This window comes from Niveispirillum sp. GW835-FHT14G11, assembly GCF_058793615.1.
Map to the genome: position 1 here is coordinate 78,516 of NZ_JBXAFZ010000004.1, position 14,907 is coordinate 93,422.

A 14,907-nucleotide genomic window follows, 5' to 3' on the forward strand; every position below is an offset into this window, starting at 1 on the left:
GGAAGGCTCCTCAAGGGCTGGTGCCGGTGTCAAAGGACAGGCTGGAGAAGGTGGTCTCGAAATCGGCGATGGCGCGGTCGGCCAGCGGTCGGGTCCAGACCGTGCTCAGCAGCCAGATGCCGGCGTGGGGGAGGGCAAGGCTGACGCGGCCGGTATCGTCGGTCATCTGCCAGGCCACCGCGTCGCCGCCGGGGCGCAGGTCGGTCAGCACCAGTTGGGCACCGGGCAGGGGCAGGCCGTCGAACAGGACACGGACGGGCAGGGGCTGGCCCGGTGCCAACAGGGCCGGGTCCATTTCCGGCACGATCTCCAGGCTGAGGCCGACGGGCTGCGTGACACGGGTGGCGGGATCGGCGGTGCCTTGCCGGACGATGGATTTGGCGCGGCGGCCATAGAGTTCGCGGCCGGGCCGGTCGGTTTCACCATGTGCGGCGCGCCAGGCGATGGCCGGGGTCAGCCCCTCGTCGCGGATATAGGCGTTGAACCGGTCGGGCGGCAGGGTGATGGGCACATGGTTGGTTTCCAGCACGATGAGATGCGCACCCGTCCCGGCCAGGGAAAGGTGCATATCGGCATCGGTGGCACCTAGCGACAGCTGGGGGCGCTGGTCGGTGATGCCGGCCGGGCCGATGCTGCGCAGCGACAGGATGCGCTTTTCCCGGATGGGGGAGCGCTGGCGCGTCTCATGGTCGCCGACCATCAGATTGGCCGGCAGCGCCTGGCCCGGTTCAGCCTGGAACGATCGCGGCTGAATCCAGAAATCATGGGCATCGGCCGCCTGGGTGGCCAGCATGCCCATGAGGAGCAGGATGCCGAAAGACAAAGCGCCGCCTTGCCCCGCCATGGCGTGGTTCCTTCCAATTGAATTTTAAGAAAAAAGGCCGGCGGTATCGCCGGCCGGGTGCAGAAGCGATCAGTCGCCCTGGGCTGAGATGTCGGCTTCGTTCAGCTTGCGGGCGCAATCCTCGCAGCAGACTTCCACGGTGCGGCCGCCGATCTTCACCTTGATCGGCTGATCGTCCAGGTCACAGTCACAGGCGGCACAGGTCTTCTGGGTCATGGTCCGGGTTCCGTTCATCGGTTGCGATGGCCGGATGTAACCAGGGACAGAAAACCCGCGCTGTCGAAATCTTTAGGTTTTTTCTTGTTCCCTCAATCGCCGGGCGGACGCATCCGCGTCCTTGGCTTACGGCGCACGAGCGCCGGGCCGGCGGTCGCCGGCCTTACGGCCGCTTCAGCACCGATTGCCGGAATTCGGTGGGGGAGCGGCCATAGGCCTGGCGGAAGGCGGCGGTGAAATGGCTGTGGCTGGAAAAGCCCAGTTCCAGGCCCAGATCCGTCAAATCCTCGTAAGCCGCGATCAGGTCCAGGGCGCGGGCCAGCCGCAGCCTGGTCTGGTAGCGATAGAGCGGCACCCCCTCCACCTGCCGGAACAGCTGGGTCAGGTAGACGGGCGAGCCGCCTACCTCCGCCGCGATCTCCGCCAGGGTCCAGCGACGGGACAGGTCGGCGGACAGGGCCAGCTTGATCCGGTCCACCAGCCGCTGCTGCCCATAGCTTGCGTCGGTGACGTGCGATGTGCGTGGCCCCAGGGCACGCTGCGCCAGGGTCAGGGCCAGGCTTTCCGCCTCCAGCGGTTCGGCGATGTCGGTCAGCAGGCTGTAGCGCAGCATGGCGGTCAGGGCCGTGGCGCGCGGATCAATGCGCAGGCGCGACCTTGTGAACCGCACCGGATCACCGGGACACAGCATCTCCGGCCGCGGCAGTTCGCGCAACACCGCCGGGTCGATGAACAGCAACAGGCTGGCATCACCACCCGGAACGGGGTGGGTAATGCGGAACGGTTCGCCCGCATTGAAGATGATCACCTGGTTGGGTTCGGCCACCGTGACATCGTCGCCGGTATGGCGCTGGTACAGGCCACGATAGGGGAAGGCCAGATAGGTTGATGGGGCGCAATCGGTGCCCGGATCGTGGTCGCAGTCCCCAGAGCAGGCGGCGTCCAGGACGCGGACGGTGGCGGTCGTCAGAAGGGGGGTGACGCGATAGGGCATTGCGGACCCATGCTACGCCTCGCCCGATACCGTTTCAACCGATCGCACTCTAGCGAGCGGCCGCCCTGGCCTGGCGCTTGGCGCGGTACATGCCGGCGTCGGCGCGGCGGATCACGTCCTCTTCCTGGTCGCCCGGGCCATAGGCCTGGGTCCCGAAGCTGCCGCGCAGCGCCAAACTCAGCATCTGCCATTGGCAGGTGGCGGCATTGAAGATGGCGGACAGGGCGTCGGCGCGGGCCATGCCCTGGGCCTGGTCGGTGTGGGTCAGCAGCACCGCGAACTCATCCCCGCCAAAGCGGGCCACGATGTCGTGGGCGCGCACATTCTCCGTCAAGGTGCGGGCCACCTGGCGCAGGTACCAGTCGCCGCAGAGATGGCCATGCGTGTCGTTGACCGCCTTGAACCCGTCCAGATCGATGATGACCAGCACGCCGCCCACACCGTTGCGCCGGGAGGAGGCCAGTTCGCGCCGGAAGGCATCGACGAAGCCACGGCGGTTCAGCAGGCCGGTCAGCTCGTCCGTCATGGACAGGGTTTCCAGATGTTCGATCCGTTCCTTCTGCTCCGTGATCTTCGCTTCCGCCTCGCGCAGCCGCATGATCGTGTCCTGCAACAGATAGACATAGGTGTCGGCGGGCAGGGCGACGGGGCCCAGATCGGGCGACACAGCCCCGCCCAGACCGCCGGCGACGGCGCGGGCCAGAGATTGCAGGCTGTTGGCGGCGGGAGAAGGCTGGGACGGGAACGACATGGCGCGTTCCAGTCCCCGGGACTTCGTCATCGGACGGGTCTGGACGGTATCGAACGGGCTCATGGTCGGCTCCCTCAAACGGGCTGTTGCTCTGCCGGTCAATCAGCAATGGCCATGCCAGAAGAAATATCCTTTGAAAACATTGGCTTGTGTTCAGCGCTGGCAATGGGGGAGCTGCCGGGCGGCAGTTCTTGCCGGGTGAACGCCTGGGCACGCTGGCAGTTGCTGCCGAGCAGATTTGTCACACCAGCGTATGGCACGAATGGGCGTTGCGGCGGGGCGCCTGGGGGCGCAAGATAGGCACCCTCGCCATGATCCAGGCTTGTGCCCAACGTGACCGTCCAATCCCATTCGCGCCGTACCGCCGCGTTCGCCCTGGCCCTGACCTTGGTTGTGGCCGGTGCCGTGCCGACCTTTGGCCGATCCGCCATCGACATCGCCCCGCACAAGGCCACCTACCGGCTGAAGCTGGACCATGCGCGGCTGCAAAGCGGCATCACCGATGTCAGCGGACAGATGAGCTTCTCCTGGAACGATGCCTGCGATGGCTGGACCATCGACCAGCGTTTCCAGGTCGCCTTCTCCTATGCGGAGGGGGAGGACATGAACCTCATCACCAATTACGCGACGTGGGAGGCGAAGGACGGTTCCGCCTATCGGTTCAATGTACGAAAGCTGGTGAACGGGGAGGTGGACGAGGAATTGTCGGGCGGGGCCACGCTGGAGGGCGGGGGCGGCGGCAATGTCCGCTATGACAAGCCGGAGACGCGGTCCATGCCGCTGAAGCCCGGCACCATGTTCCCCACCGCCCATACGCTGCGAGTGCTGAAGCAGGCGGGGTCGCCGGAGAACCTGTTCTCGGTGCCGGTATTCGACGGGGCGGAGGCGGATGGTGCCAGCCCGGTGAACACCATCGTCGGCAAGCTGCGATCCCCCGCTTTGATGAAGGTGAAGGATGTGGACCTGCTGGCCGCCAAGGCCTGGCAGGTGTCGCTGGCCTTCTTCCCCATCAATCCGGGTGAGCCGCTGCCCGATTACGAGACCAACATGGTGTTGCAGGAGAACGGCATCGTCCGGTCCATGCTGGTCGATTACGGCGATTTCCGCGTCTCCATGGAACTGGAGACGCTGGAAAAGGCTATCAAGCCGCCCTGTTGAGGAGGCTCAGGGTTCGCCCTTGAAGATGCCGATTACTGCCTGACCTCCGGCCATCTGCCGGGCGCGGTACATGCCGGACGTGTTGAACGACCAGGCGATCTGGCCGTCGGGTGCGACGGCCACGATGCCGCCATCGCCGCCCAGCGCGCTCAGCCGTGTCTGGATCACCTGATCGGCGGCCTGCTGTAAGGACAGGCCCTTCAGTTCCACCAGATCGCAGATGGCGCGTGCGACGCCCAGGCGGATGAAATATTCGCCCGTTCCCGTGGCCGACACCGCGCAGGATGTGTCATTCGCATAGGTGCCGGCCCCGATGATCGGCACGTCGCCGACGCGGCCCCAGAGCTTGGCGGTGGTGCCGCCTGTGGACGTGCCGGCCGCGACATGGCCCTGACTATCCAGCGCCACGACGCCGACGGTGCCGTATTTGCGATCCTCGAACGCCATCTGGCTGGCTGCCAGGGGGACGGGTTCCGGCCCTGTGCCGGCCGGGCGCGGCGGGACGGGCAGGCCACGTTCCGCCAGGGATTTCTTCAGCGACTGCCAGCGGCGTTCGGTGAAAAACCAGACGGGATCGGCCTGTTCAACGCCGGCCTGCTGGCCGAATTTCTCCGCGCCGGCACCGATCAGCATGACATGGGGCGATTTCTCCATGACGGCGCGGGCCAGACTGATCGGGTTTTTCGTGCCGGTGATGCCGGCCACGGCGCCGGCCTTCAGGGTGCTGCCATCCATGATGGCGGCATCCAGCTCGTTGCGGCCATCGGCGGTGAAGACCGCCCCCTTGCCGGCATTGAACTGTGGATCATCCTCCAGCCCGCGCACCACCGTCTCCACGGCGTCCAGCGCGCTGCCGCCTTTTTCCAGCACGGTGCGACCCCGGTCCAGGGCAGCCCGAAGGGCGGCGCGGTAGCTGGCTTCCGTTTCCGGCCCCATGGTTTCCCGATCCATCACCCCGGCACCGCCATGGATGGCCAGCGCCCAGGCGGGGCGGGCGGCGGCTTTGGGCGGTACCGGGGTCGTGGCGCAGGCCGACAGGCCCAGCGCCAGCAGCATCAGGGCGGCGAGGCGGACCGGGTGCTTCATTCCTGGCTTCTCCCAAACATCGAATCCCGTCGGCATTGATACCAAGGCGTATCGATGGGAACCAGGGTGAAGGATCAATCCTCGGCAACGCCCTGTGATTGCGTCCGCATCAGCTTCGGCTCCGCCTCCACCTCGATGCTCCGGCCGCGCCGGTCGATGTCGGCGCGCTCTTCTTCCGGATCGGTGAACAGCTGACCGGGTTCAAGCTGGGCACTGGGCGGGGCGGTGGCGTCCCCGGCCAGGCTGTCGCGCACGGCTTGCTGGTTCAACTCGCGGCGCGCCTCCTCCAAGCAGTTGTTCAGCGATCCGGGCTGGCGTCCCTTGATTTCCCACAATTGAAAGGCGCGTGTCCGCACCAGGCTTTCGTCGGTCATGGCTGTCTCCTTTCGTCTTCGTGGACGAGGGGGAAACGACCGGTACGTCAGCTTGGTTCCACATGCGAAAGGAATTGGCGGCAGCGGTGAAGGCTTACCTCACCAGTTCCAGCAGCTCCATCATGCCATTATCCTCATGGTTGACGTTATGGCAGTGCATGACCATGGGGCCGGTGAAGTCCAGGGCGCGGGACAGGAACTGCAAGACCTCCCCGCTGCCGCCCGGCGGGTTGTCATTGGGCTGGGCGGTATTGCCGAACGGGAAGGTGCAGCCGCCGGGACCAGGCGCGCAGTTGATCAGGGCCGTGTCACGCCAGACGGGGAAGTCATAGGCGATGGCCCCGCGCTGCACGATCTGGAACGAATTGATATGGATATGGAACATGTGGGTGTCGGATGCGCTCTGCACGCCCCAACGGTCCATCTGCCCCAGCTTCAGCCGGCGCTGCACCCGTTCCAGGTTGAAGGGACGGCCATTCACCACCGACGCGCCGCCGATGGTGGGCGGGGCATATTCGGTGTTGGTGAAGCCGAACACCACGCCCTGGGTGGGGCCGGCGGGGACATCCTTGGCCGTCGCCAGATCGGTAGGGGTGTAGAGAGCGTTCAGGGCCGTCTGCGTGGGCACGGCCTTGTTCAGCTTCTTGCCCTTGCGCGCCTTGGTGACATTGACGGTCAGCAGCGTTTGCGTGCCGCTGGGCGGTGTGGCGCTGCACAGACTGGTGGTGGGATTGGGGTTGGGATCGGCAGTGGTCGGAGACGCGGTGCTGGCAGCCGGCGCCTGATAGATCAGATATTGCCCCTCTGCCGTCGGCGCCTGCACCATCAGGTCCATGCGCTGGCCGGGTGCCATCAGCACCAGTTCATTGGTGATGACATCGGTACCGGCGGTCTTTGTCGTCAGGTCGTAGACGGGGTTGCCCAGCGAGAAGGGCAGGTCCACCACGCCCTGCACCAGCGGGCGATGGATGGGAACGCCATCGGCGGCCAGGGCATAGACGCCGGGCACGGCGGCCGTCGTGCCGGCGGCCGGCACCAGGCAGAAGGGCTGGACATTGCCGACCGTGGTGTTGATCACCCGCCACAGCATGGCCTCCCCCGGTGCCATGGAGATGGTGGGGTTCACCTGACCGTTGACGGAGAACTGGGCATTGGCGGTGGGGTTATAGCCGGTCGGGTACTCATAGCCCAGGACCTGGCAGATGGTCTGGCCATAGGTGGCGAAACAGTTGACGGCGTTGGGCGCCTTCTGGGCCGGGCCGTTGGGGAAGGTCGGCGACGTAACATATTCGATCTCCTGGATGACCAGGATGCGTTCGCCGTCATGGGCCTTGGCATGCTTCACGGCGGGCAGGCTGTCGATACCACGCCTCTCATCCTCGATGATCAGGGCGCCGGCCATGCCGCTGGCCAGCTGCATCGCCACCGACCCATGCTTGTGCGGGTGGTACCAGTAGGTACCGGCCGGGTGCGCCTCGGGAATTTTGTATTCGTAATCGAAGGAACCCTCCACGCAGACATGGCGATGGGCCACGTCCTTGTCAGTTTCCAGATGGCAGGCCTTCTTCAGATCGCCGGCCGTAGCGCCCGCCGGCAGGATGTTCAGCAGCACATTGTCACTGCTGCCCAGGGGGGAGACATGCAGGCCGTGGGTGTGCAGGTTCAGGATGTCGAACCCGTGCGGCAGCGTATCGACATAGGTGCCGGACCCGGGACCGTGGCCCAGCTTCGGCGATTCGGGATAGAAATCGCCGGCCTCCTTCTCCTCCGCCTTGCGGTCGGAGCCGGGTATGGGCAGTTCCAGGGCGGTGGTGGGGGTCAGGTCGTTGCGCAGCTGCAGGCGCACGATCTCACCCGGATGGGCGCGCAGGGTGGGGGCGACCAGGCGCTTTGCCGGTGGGCCCTTGGTCTGCGTCACCAGCAGCTCTTCCGTCACGAAGCTGCGGGTCTGCACCTGCGTGCCGTTGAACGGATAGATCTCGGTCTTCGCGATCAGCACATACTGGCCGTCGGGAGTCTTGCGCATGTCGGGCGGGTTCAGCAGCTCATCCGCCAGGGCGGCTGAGGCGAACGACAGGCACAGGGCGGCCACGCCCATGTTCAGAACCAGACGCATATTCATCCCCCCCGCGCGGCAACCCCAATGCCCCGGAGGATAACAGAATTCAGGACATATGTCAGATGCAACCGTGATAATTTGCGTCAGGTCAGCGTCAACACGACGGGCGTGTGGTCCGACGCCTTTTCCTTGCCCCGCGGGCCCTTGTCGATCTCACACGCGACGACGCGGTCGGCAGCCCGGGGCGACAGCAGGAAATGGTCGATGCGCAGGCCATTATTCCGGGGCCAGGCACCGGCCTGATAATCCCAGAACGTATAGGCCGGGACCAGGCCCGGATGCAGGGTGCGAAACGCCTCCGTATAGCCCAGCGCCAGAATTTCCTGGAACTTCAGGCGCGTCTCCTGCCGGAACAACGCATCCTCGCGCCAGCCGACGGGATCGTACACATCCTCCGGCGCCGGGATGACATTATAGTCGCCGCCCAGCACGACGGGCTGACCGCTCTGCAGCAGCCCGGCCGCGTGCTGGCGCAGCCGTTCCATCCAGCGCAGCTTGTAGCGATACTTGTCGCTGGTGCCGTTCTCCACAGGATTGCCGTTGGGCAGATAGAGGCTGGCGATGCGCACGCCGGCCACCGTACCTTCGACATAGCGGGCCTGCTCGTCCTCCGGCTCGCCTGGCAAACGGGTCAGGAGGTCGGTGACGGGCAGCTTGGACAGCAGCGCCACGCCATTATAGGCCTTCTGGCCCACGGCATGCACCTCATACCCCAATTCCGTGAAGGCACCGGCCGGGAAGGCGGCCGTCTCGCACTTGATCTCCTGGAACAGCACCACATCGGGCGCTTCCGCCGCCAGCCACTCGGTGATGTTGGGCAGGCGGGCCTTGGCGGAATTCACGTTCCAGGTGGCGATCTTCACGATGGTGCTGCCTTATCCGTTGAGCGATCGGACATATTCATGCCCGGTCGAGGCCGCCGACTGGCGGCCCGCCGCACGTGCGGCACAAGCCCGAGCCGCCGGATGGCGGCGCCCGGCGCCTGAGGGATCAAACTGAAAACGAGGTGCCGCAGCCGCAGGACGACGCGGCATTGGGATTGACGACCTTGAAATAGCTGCCCATCAGGTCTTCGGCATAGTCAAGTTCCGCCCCGCCCAGCAGGTCCAGCGACACGTCGTCCACCACCAGCGTCGCCCCGTCGCGGGTGAAGACATGGTCGTCATCATTGGTGACGGTGTCAAACGCGAAGCCGTACTGGAAGCCGGAACAGCCGCCACCCGATACGGTCAGGCGCAGCATCTGGTCCGGATTGCCCTCCAGTACCGCCAGCTTGGCGATGCGGCGGGCGGCGCTGGCGGACAAGGTCATGGCACGGCCGGCGGGCGGCACGGTGGCGGGGCCTTCGGCGGCGGAATTGAGTATGGTCATCGAATGGTTCCTGTCTGTTAACGACTGGACAAACGCTTACTCCCTATGTAAGCGGCGAAGGCGCGTCCGTCAAAGCGGGCGTGCCCTGCATTGGAGATATCGCGATGATGCGTTGGCAGACCCTGTTGTCCCGCAAGCGCCTGGCGAAGGACGGTTTGGCGCCGGAACTGCCGTATCGCAGTGCCTATGAGATCGATATCGACCGTATCACCTTCTCCACCAGCTTCCGGCGCCTGTCGGACAAGCAGCAGGTGCATGGCATCGGCGGGTCGGATTATGTCCGTTCGCGCCTGACCCATTCGATGGAGGCCGCCCGCGTCGGCCGCTCGCTGGGCAGCTGGGCTGGTGCTGAGATCATCCGGCGCTATGGTCAGGATGGGGTGCCGGCCAGTGCCGCCGATATCGGCGATGTCGTGGCGGCCGGCGCCCTGGCCCATGATCTGGGCACGCCGTGCTTTGCGCATACAGGCGAGGATATCATTTCCGACTGGTTCGCCGGCACCCCGCTGGGGCGGGAAATCCTGTCCGGTGTGGACGGGCAGCAGGCCAACGAGCTGTCGAATTTCGAAGGCAATGCCCAGGGTTTCCGCGTCCTGACCCGGTTGCAGGGCTGGCGGGCGCAGGGCGGGCTGCAGCTGACGGCGGCCACGCTCGGCACCTATGGCAAGTACCCCTGGTCGGCCCCGGCCTTTGCAGGCGAGGAGCGGCCGCACAAGCGCAAATACGGCTTCCTGGGCAGCGAGACGGAGTTGATGGCGGAGGTGGCGGCGGAGCTAGGCCTGATCCCCACCGGCCGCGACAGCTGGTGCCGCCATCCGCTGGCCTATCTGGTGGAGGCGGCGGACGATGCCTGCTACTCCGTCGTCGATATCGAGGATGCGGTGAAGATGCGCATGCTGTCCTTCGCCGATGCGGAGGAATTGCTGGAGCCGCTGATCGATTGGGACCGTGCGGAATATGAGGGGATCGAGGATGAGGATCGCCGCCTGATCTATCTGCGCGCCCGTGCCATCGACCGGCTGGTCACCGATGCGGCGGCCGCCTTCCTGGACAAGCTGCCCGACATCATGGAGGGCAAGCCGGTGGGGCCGCTGTTGAAGATGATCGAGCGCACGGACGCGCTGAAGGATATTTCCGACGTGTCCTATACCCAGATCTATCGCGGCCATCAGCGGTGTGAGACCGACATTGTGGCGGCCCGCACCGTCACCACCCTGCTGAACGCCTATGGCGAGGCGTTGCTGGCGCGCGAAAAGCTGGGACCGGGCGCCGACCTGCCGCGCCGCTTCGCCTCCTTGCTGGAAACGGTGCCGGGTATCCGGCAGGTGCCCTATGACCGGGCCGGCTGGACCCGGTCGCTGATGGATTATATCGCCGGCATGACAGACCGGTTCGCGATAAGGCAGGCGCAGTTGATCGCGGGGTAAATCACAAGGCTTGGAAGATACAAGATCATATCATTCTAAAATGACGGAGTGCCTTCTCAATTGCAGCCCATTTGTCGGGTGGACAAGGTTGCACCTTGCTTATAGTACTAATGCGATTGGGGGCTTGACCTCGAGTAAGGCCAAAATGAGCTTTTACGTCTGCGATCCAACAGGTTTTTGGCACAAAGTTGTAGTTCAACCGAACCCAAGCGTCAATTTCGCGATAAGTTGCCATTAGCCACCCTCTTATTGAATGTCGCTTGGTACCCAGCTTTACAGCAGCTTCTCGATCGCCCCGGTCAGCGCTTCCGGCTTCGTCGTCGGGCTGAAGCGGCCCACCACCTTGCCGGAGCGGTCGATCAGGAACTTGGTGAAGTTCCATTTGATGCCGCTGGTGCCCAGGAAGCCGCGCTTCTGGGTCTTCAGCCATGTGTAGAGCGGGTGGGCATTGTCGCCGTTCACGTCGATCTTGGCGAACATGGGGAAGCTGACATCATAGGTTAGCGAGCAGAAATTGGCGATTTCGGCGGCGTCGCCTGGCTCCTGCTGGCGGAACTGGTTGCAGGGGAAGCCCAGCACCACCAGCCCGCGCGCCGCATAGTCGCGGTGCAGCGCCTCCAGCCCGGTATATTGATAGGTGAAGCCGCACTTGCTGGCGGTATTCACGATCAGCAGCACCTTGCCCCGCCAGTCGCCCAGTGAGACATCCTTGCCATCGAGCGTCCTGGCGGTGAAATCATAGATGCTGGTCATGAAAGCCCTCCCGATTGTTGGCGCGATCATGCGATGGGGCGGGGTGTTTGGCAATGCGGGGTGGGGATGGGGTACGACCTTTTCGTCGGCATCGACTGGACCGGGGCGCAGCAGGCCCGCGCCGTGGCCGTGGCCGCCTGTGATCCCGGCGGTCTGGTGCGGCCCGTCCGGCCCGCCGACCGCTTCTGGGGTCGGCGGGAGGCGGCGGACTGGATCGCGGCACAGGTGCGCGGTGGGGCCTGTGTGCTGGCCGGGTTCGATTTCGGATTCGCCATGCCCTGGGTGGACGGCGTGGGCTATCTGGACGGCCGCGTGCCGGATGTGACGGACATGTTCGGGCTTTGGGACCTGGTGGAGCAGGCGGGCGGGGGTGGCGAGGATCATTTCGCCGGGGCCGCCATTGCCGACCCGCGTCTGGCGCCCAGCTTCTGGATCGACGGGCCGACGCCCGCCCATTGGGGTGACGGATCGACCAAGCGGCGGCGGGTGGAGATCGTGGCGGCCCAGACCGGGGCGGGGACGCCGGTATCGCTGTTCAAGCTGGCGGCGGCATCCAAGCAGGTGGGCAAGGCATCGCTGGCCGGCATGCGCACGCTGCGGTATCTGCGCGGGCTGCTGGGCGACCGTCTGGCCATCTGGCCGGTGCAGGCGCCGGTACCGGGTCAGAGCGTAGTGATGGAGATCTATCCCACCCTGTTCCGCAAGCAGGCCCTGGGCGGGGTGCGGAAGATCACCGGACGGGCGGCGATGGTGGCGGCGGTGGCGCATTTCGGCTGCACCCTGTCGCCGGAGTTGCCGGAACAGTTTGACGATCATATCGGGGATGCCATCATCACCGCGGCTGGGCTGTCGCGGCTGGCGGGGAATGCATCGGCCTGGGCGCCGGCGGCCATGACACCGGACATCGCCCGGCTCGAGGGCTGGATATTCGGGGTCGGCACATCATGAAGATGGTCATCTATGTCGCAATCGGTGGTGCGTTCGGCTCCGTGGCGCGGTATCTGACAGCACAGTGGTTCGGTCGGCTGTTCGGCACGGGCTTTCCCTGGGCGACGCTGACGGTCAATATCGTCGGTTCCTTCGTCATGGGATTGCTGGTCGGGCTGATGGCCCATGCCTGGTCGCCCCCGCCAGAGGTTCGCGCCTTCCTGACGGTCGGCATCCTGGGCGGGTTCACGACCTTCTCCACCTTCTCTCTCGATGTGGCGGCGATGCTGGAACGGGGGGATGTCGGATTGGCGGCGGCCTATGTGCTGTCGTCCCTGATTGTCGGCATCGGCGGCCTGTTCGCCGGGCTTTATCTGGTACGGATGGTGACGGCATGAGCGATGCCGGTGATGCGCGCGGTCCCGCAAAGATCGTAGAGACGAGGCTGGTGGCCGAGGACGAGGTTGATGTGCGCCTGGACCGGTGGTTCAAGCGGCATTTCCCGACAGTGGGCCATGGCGCGCTGCAAAAGCTGCTGCGCACGGGACAGGTGCGGGTGGATGGCAAGCGCGCCGACGCCAACACCCGCCTGGCGCCCGGACAGAGCGTGCGCATCCCGCCGCTGCCCGACGCGGCGCCGGTGGCGCCCGATGCGGTGGAGGAGGCGCCCCGCAAGCCGCTGTTCAGCGACAAGGAAGTGGCGGCGCTGCGCGCCTGCGTGCTGTACCGCGATGCCGACGTCATCGTGCTGGACAAGCCGGCCGGCATGGCGGTACAGGGCGGCACCGGCCAGGCCAAGCATCTGGACGCCATGCTGGACCTGCTGAAATTCGATGCCGAGGGGCGGCCCAAGCTGGTCCATCGGCTGGACAAGGATACCAGTGGCTGTCTGGTCCTGGCCCGCAACAGCTTCGCCGCCTCGCGCCTGACCGAAAGTTTCCGCGGCCGCGATGCACGCAAGATCTATTGGGCCATCACGGTTGGCGTGCCGGAACCCCATCAGGGCCGCATCGACCTTTCCATCGCCAAGGAGATGTCGGCGGGTGGCGAGCGCATGATGGTGGATCAGCGCAACGGCCAGCGCGCCCAATCCTATTACAATGTGCTGGAGCACGCCCACCGCAAGGCCGCCTTCGTGGCGCTGTGGCCGCGCACGGGCCGCACGCACCAGTTGCGCGTGCATATGGATGCCATCGGCACGCCGATCCTGGGCGATGGCAAATATGCGGGTCAGAAGGCGTTTATCGACGGGGCGGACATGAAGCGGCAGATGCACCTGCATGCACGCCGCATCATCATCCCGCACCCGCGCGGCGGCACCATCGACGTCACCGCTCCGCTTCCCGAACATATGAGGGCGGCCTGGGATTATTTCGGGTTCAGCATGAACCTGAAGGACGATCCGTTCGCAGCGCTGGATTGAGGAGAGGGGCTGTCAGGCCCCATCCACCAGTTCGATATGCAGCCGCTTGCCCAGCGCCTGCGCCGCCCGCTGCAACGTTTCCAGGGAGACGGCCAGATGTTCGGGATCCAGGATGCGGTTTACCTGTGAGCGGCTGGTCTGCATGCTGTTGGCCAGAGCTTCCTTCGTCATGCCCTGGGCCAGACGAGCCTTTTCGAACTGCCAGGCCAGCACCTGCTTCACGGCGTGATCATAGACGGCTTCCTTATCCCCGGTTTCTTCCAGGAACTCTTCCAAGGTGCCGGCGATGGGGGATAGATCGCTGCTCATGCTCATGATCCTTTGGGGTCCTTTCGGGACAGATAGTCGGCCAGCCGGTCACGTCCAATGCTGATGTCATGATCTTGACGGCTGGGTGATTTCAGAAAGCCGTGAAGCAGGACCATGGCGCTGCCATCGATGTGGAAAAGTACGCGCACCTCAACCCGGCCCTGGCGGATAGTGGAACGGACTTCCCACAATCCCTTGCCCAGGGCGCGGCATGTCGGCATGCCGATGGGCCAGCCCAGTTCCACCCTGGCCAAGTCGGCGCCGACGACACGCCGATCCTCCCGTGGCATGTCAGCAAGCCATTCCCGGACCGGCACGCTACCCGCGCGGGTCTGGAAGAATCTGGCGATCAGGCGTTTTGGCTCGGCCGGGCTCATTTTCATGGACTGTACCATATAAGGTCCGGCGGTCGCCAGCCCCTCGACTCCCCGGTGAACTGGTAGTAGCTAATCGCGGCGTTCCCGTCGGTCCAAGGTCTCCATGTCCCTTAAGCTCGCCCTGTTCGATTGTGACGGCACGCTGGTCGACAGCCAGCATGCCATCATCGCCGCCATGGCGGCGGGATTCGCGGCGCATGGCCTGGTGCCGCCGCCGGCGCGCGAGGTGCGCCGGGTGGTGGGGTTGCCGCTGGTCGAGGCGGTGGCGCGGCTGGCGCCGGCGCTGGGCATCGATGCGCATGAGGAAATATCGGAGGCCTATAGGCAGGCCTTCCAGCGCAACCGGCTGGCCGGCACGCATCCGGAGCCGCTGTTCGAGGGGACGGTTGCGGCCCTGGACGCGCTGGAGGCGGCGGGGTTCGTGCTGGGCGTGGCCACGGGCAAGAGCCGTCGGGGGCTGGATGCCACCTTGATGCATCACGGCCTGACGGCGCGGTTCGTCACCTTGCAGACCAGCGACCGGGTGGCTGGCAAGCCCAGCCCCGACATGGTCTATGCCGCCCTGGCCGAAAGCGGGGCGGATGCGGCCAGCACCGTGGTCATCGGCGATACCAGCTTTGACATCATGATGGCCCGCAACGCCCGCGTGCGCTCCGTCGGCGTGTCCTGGGGATATCATGAGGGGGCGGAGTTGCTGGCGGCCGGGGCCGACCGTCTGGTGCATGATTACGCGGCCCTGCCGGATGCGGTGGCGGGTCTGCTGGACAAGGGTTGATCG

General features: G+C 65.5%; 18 protein-coding genes. 6 read left to right on the plus strand and 12 right to left on the minus strand.

Features of this window, described 5'->3' with window-relative positions; genetic code table 11:
- Window positions 1–10 precede the first annotated feature (10 nt).
- From AC1Q7F_RS08900 to AC1Q7F_RS08915, 4 genes are all read right to left on the minus strand, one after another.
- Window positions 11–844, minus strand: coding sequence for a DUF4198 domain-containing protein (locus AC1Q7F_RS08900; protein ID WP_492505860.1), 834 nt, complete (start codon window positions 842–844; stop codon window positions 11–13).
- Window positions 845–913: 69 nt separating this feature from the next.
- On the minus strand, window positions 914–1,060 hold the full coding sequence (locus AC1Q7F_RS08905; protein ID WP_492505861.1) for a hypothetical protein: 147 nt from the start codon (window positions 1,058–1,060) through the stop codon (window positions 914–916).
- 163 nt (window positions 1,061–1,223) lie between these two features.
- Window positions 1,224–2,054, minus strand: a complete 831-nt coding sequence (locus AC1Q7F_RS08910; RefSeq protein WP_492505863.1) for a helix-turn-helix transcriptional regulator — start codon at window positions 2,052–2,054, stop codon at window positions 1,224–1,226.
- A gap of 49 nt (window positions 2,055–2,103) precedes the next feature.
- Window positions 2,104–2,868 carry a GGDEF domain-containing protein gene (locus AC1Q7F_RS08915; RefSeq protein WP_492505865.1) on the minus strand — a complete coding sequence of 255 codons (765 nt, stop codon included), beginning with the start codon at window positions 2,866–2,868 and terminating at the stop codon, window positions 2,104–2,106.
- 270 nt (window positions 2,869–3,138) lie between these two features.
- Here AC1Q7F_RS08915 and AC1Q7F_RS08920 point away from each other — a divergent pair, with 270 nt between their 5' ends.
- Entirely contained in the window at window positions 3,139–3,963 is an 825-nt protein-coding gene (locus AC1Q7F_RS08920) for a cell envelope integrity EipB family protein (protein ID WP_492505867.1), read from the plus strand.
- Between the two features lie 6 nt (window positions 3,964–3,969).
- Here AC1Q7F_RS08920 and AC1Q7F_RS08925 read toward each other — a convergent pair whose 3' ends face one another.
- The 5 genes from AC1Q7F_RS08925 to erpA form a co-directional block, all read right to left on the minus strand.
- Complete coding sequence (locus AC1Q7F_RS08925) at window positions 3,970–5,049, minus strand: isoaspartyl peptidase/L-asparaginase family protein (protein WP_492505869.1); 1,080 nt, start codon at window positions 5,047–5,049, stop codon at window positions 3,970–3,972.
- Window positions 5,050–5,123: 74 nt separating this feature from the next.
- A complete protein-coding gene (locus AC1Q7F_RS08930; protein WP_492505871.1) occupies window positions 5,124–5,423 on the minus strand; it encodes a hypothetical protein in 300 nt (99 codons plus the stop codon).
- Window positions 5,424–5,517: 94 nt separating this feature from the next.
- Entirely contained in the window at window positions 5,518–7,539 is a 2,022-nt protein-coding gene (locus tag AC1Q7F_RS08935) for a multicopper oxidase family protein (protein ID WP_492505873.1), read from the minus strand.
- A gap of 86 nt (window positions 7,540–7,625) precedes the next feature.
- Window positions 7,626–8,405: an exodeoxyribonuclease III gene (locus tag AC1Q7F_RS08940; protein ID WP_492505875.1), complete on the minus strand. Its 780-nt coding sequence runs from the start codon at window positions 8,403–8,405 to the stop codon at window positions 7,626–7,628.
- A gap of 127 nt (window positions 8,406–8,532) precedes the next feature.
- Complete coding sequence (erpA, locus tag AC1Q7F_RS08945; protein WP_492505877.1) at window positions 8,533–8,913, minus strand: iron-sulfur cluster insertion protein ErpA; 381 nt, start codon at window positions 8,911–8,913, stop codon at window positions 8,533–8,535.
- 104 nt (window positions 8,914–9,017) lie between these two features.
- Here erpA and dgt point away from each other — a divergent pair, with 104 nt between their 5' ends.
- On the plus strand, window positions 9,018–10,340 hold the full coding sequence (gene dgt / locus AC1Q7F_RS08950) for a dGTP triphosphohydrolase (RefSeq protein WP_492505879.1): 1,323 nt from the start codon (window positions 9,018–9,020) through the stop codon (window positions 10,338–10,340).
- A 273-nt stretch (window positions 10,341–10,613) separates the two neighbouring features.
- Here the strand turns inward: dgt and AC1Q7F_RS08955 are convergent, their stop codons facing one another.
- The gene (locus tag AC1Q7F_RS08955) at window positions 10,614–11,093 is read right to left on the minus strand and encodes a glutathione peroxidase (RefSeq protein ID WP_492505881.1); all 480 of its coding nucleotides are present in this window, start codon (window positions 11,091–11,093) and stop codon (window positions 10,614–10,616) included.
- Between the two features lie 66 nt (window positions 11,094–11,159).
- Between AC1Q7F_RS08955 and AC1Q7F_RS08960 the strand changes: the two genes are divergently transcribed.
- The 3 genes from AC1Q7F_RS08960 to AC1Q7F_RS08970 are packed head-to-tail and all read left to right on the plus strand — an operon-like array spanning window position 11,160 to window position 13,443.
- Window positions 11,160–12,041 carry a hypothetical protein gene (locus AC1Q7F_RS08960; RefSeq protein WP_492505883.1) on the plus strand — a complete coding sequence of 294 codons (882 nt, stop codon included), beginning with the start codon at window positions 11,160–11,162 and terminating at the stop codon, window positions 12,039–12,041.
- Window positions 12,038–12,418, plus strand: a complete 381-nt coding sequence (gene crcB, locus AC1Q7F_RS08965) for a fluoride efflux transporter CrcB (RefSeq protein WP_492505885.1) — start codon at window positions 12,038–12,040, stop codon at window positions 12,416–12,418. Before AC1Q7F_RS08960 ends, crcB begins: the two co-directional genes overlap by 4 nt.
- Window positions 12,415–13,443 (plus strand): RluA family pseudouridine synthase, encoded by a 1,029-nt coding sequence (locus AC1Q7F_RS08970; RefSeq protein WP_492505887.1) that lies wholly within the window; start codon window positions 12,415–12,417, stop codon window positions 13,441–13,443. Before crcB ends, AC1Q7F_RS08970 begins: the two co-directional genes overlap by 4 nt.
- A 12-nt stretch (window positions 13,444–13,455) precedes the next feature.
- Here the strand turns inward: AC1Q7F_RS08970 and AC1Q7F_RS08975 are convergent, their stop codons facing one another.
- Window positions 13,456–13,752: a helix-turn-helix domain-containing protein gene (locus AC1Q7F_RS08975; protein WP_492505889.1), complete on the minus strand. Its 297-nt coding sequence runs from the start codon at window positions 13,750–13,752 to the stop codon at window positions 13,456–13,458.
- Window positions 13,753–13,754: 2 nt separating this feature from the next.
- The gene (locus AC1Q7F_RS08980) at window positions 13,755–14,147 is read right to left on the minus strand and encodes a type II toxin-antitoxin system RelE/ParE family toxin (protein ID WP_492505891.1); all 393 of its coding nucleotides are present in this window, start codon (window positions 14,145–14,147) and stop codon (window positions 13,755–13,757) included.
- An 85-nt stretch (window positions 14,148–14,232) separates the two neighbouring features.
- Between AC1Q7F_RS08980 and AC1Q7F_RS08985 the strand changes: the two genes are divergently transcribed.
- Complete coding sequence (locus AC1Q7F_RS08985; protein ID WP_492505893.1) at window positions 14,233–14,904, plus strand: HAD-IA family hydrolase; 672 nt, start codon at window positions 14,233–14,235, stop codon at window positions 14,902–14,904.
- The last annotated feature ends 3 nt before the right edge of the window (window positions 14,905–14,907 follow it).

Bases quoted from the DNA above. Each gene is read 5' to 3' on its own strand.
- AC1Q7F_RS08900 (WP_492505860.1), bottom strand. From the start codon at position 844: ATGGCGGGGCAAGGCGGCGCTTTGTCTTTCGGCATCCTGCTCCTCATG.
- AC1Q7F_RS08905 (WP_492505861.1), bottom strand. From the start codon at position 1,060: ATGACCCAGAAGACCTGTGCCGCCTGTGACTGTGACCTGGACGATCAG.
- AC1Q7F_RS08910 (WP_492505863.1), bottom strand. From the start codon at position 2,054: ATGCCCTATCGCGTCACCCCCCTTCTGACGACCGCCACCGTCCGCGTC.
- AC1Q7F_RS08915 (WP_492505865.1), bottom strand. From the start codon at position 2,868: ATGAGCCCGTTCGATACCGTCCAGACCCGTCCGATGACGAAGTCCCGG.
- AC1Q7F_RS08925 (WP_492505869.1), bottom strand. From the start codon at position 5,049: ATGAAGCACCCGGTCCGCCTCGCCGCCCTGATGCTGCTGGCGCTGGGC.
- AC1Q7F_RS08930 (WP_492505871.1), bottom strand. From the start codon at position 5,423: ATGACCGACGAAAGCCTGGTGCGGACACGCGCCTTTCAATTGTGGGAA.
- AC1Q7F_RS08935 (WP_492505873.1), bottom strand. From the start codon at position 7,539: ATGCGTCTGGTTCTGAACATGGGCGTGGCCGCCCTGTGCCTGTCGTTC.
- erpA (WP_492505877.1), bottom strand. From the start codon at position 8,913: ATGACCATACTCAATTCCGCCGCCGAAGGCCCCGCCACCGTGCCGCCC.
- dgt (WP_492505879.1), top strand. From the start codon at position 9,018: ATGATGCGTTGGCAGACCCTGTTGTCCCGCAAGCGCCTGGCGAAGGAC.
- AC1Q7F_RS08955 (WP_492505881.1), bottom strand. From the start codon at position 11,093: ATGACCAGCATCTATGATTTCACCGCCAGGACGCTCGATGGCAAGGAT.
- AC1Q7F_RS08960 (WP_492505883.1), top strand. From the start codon at position 11,160: ATGGGGTACGACCTTTTCGTCGGCATCGACTGGACCGGGGCGCAGCAG.
- crcB (WP_492505885.1), top strand. From the start codon at position 12,038: ATGAAGATGGTCATCTATGTCGCAATCGGTGGTGCGTTCGGCTCCGTG.
- AC1Q7F_RS08970 (WP_492505887.1), top strand. From the start codon at position 12,415: ATGAGCGATGCCGGTGATGCGCGCGGTCCCGCAAAGATCGTAGAGACG.
- AC1Q7F_RS08975 (WP_492505889.1), bottom strand. From the start codon at position 13,752: ATGAGCAGCGATCTATCCCCCATCGCCGGCACCTTGGAAGAGTTCCTG.
- AC1Q7F_RS08980 (WP_492505891.1), bottom strand. From the start codon at position 14,147: ATGGTACAGTCCATGAAAATGAGCCCGGCCGAGCCAAAACGCCTGATC.
- AC1Q7F_RS08985 (WP_492505893.1), top strand. From the start codon at position 14,233: ATGTCCCTTAAGCTCGCCCTGTTCGATTGTGACGGCACGCTGGTCGAC.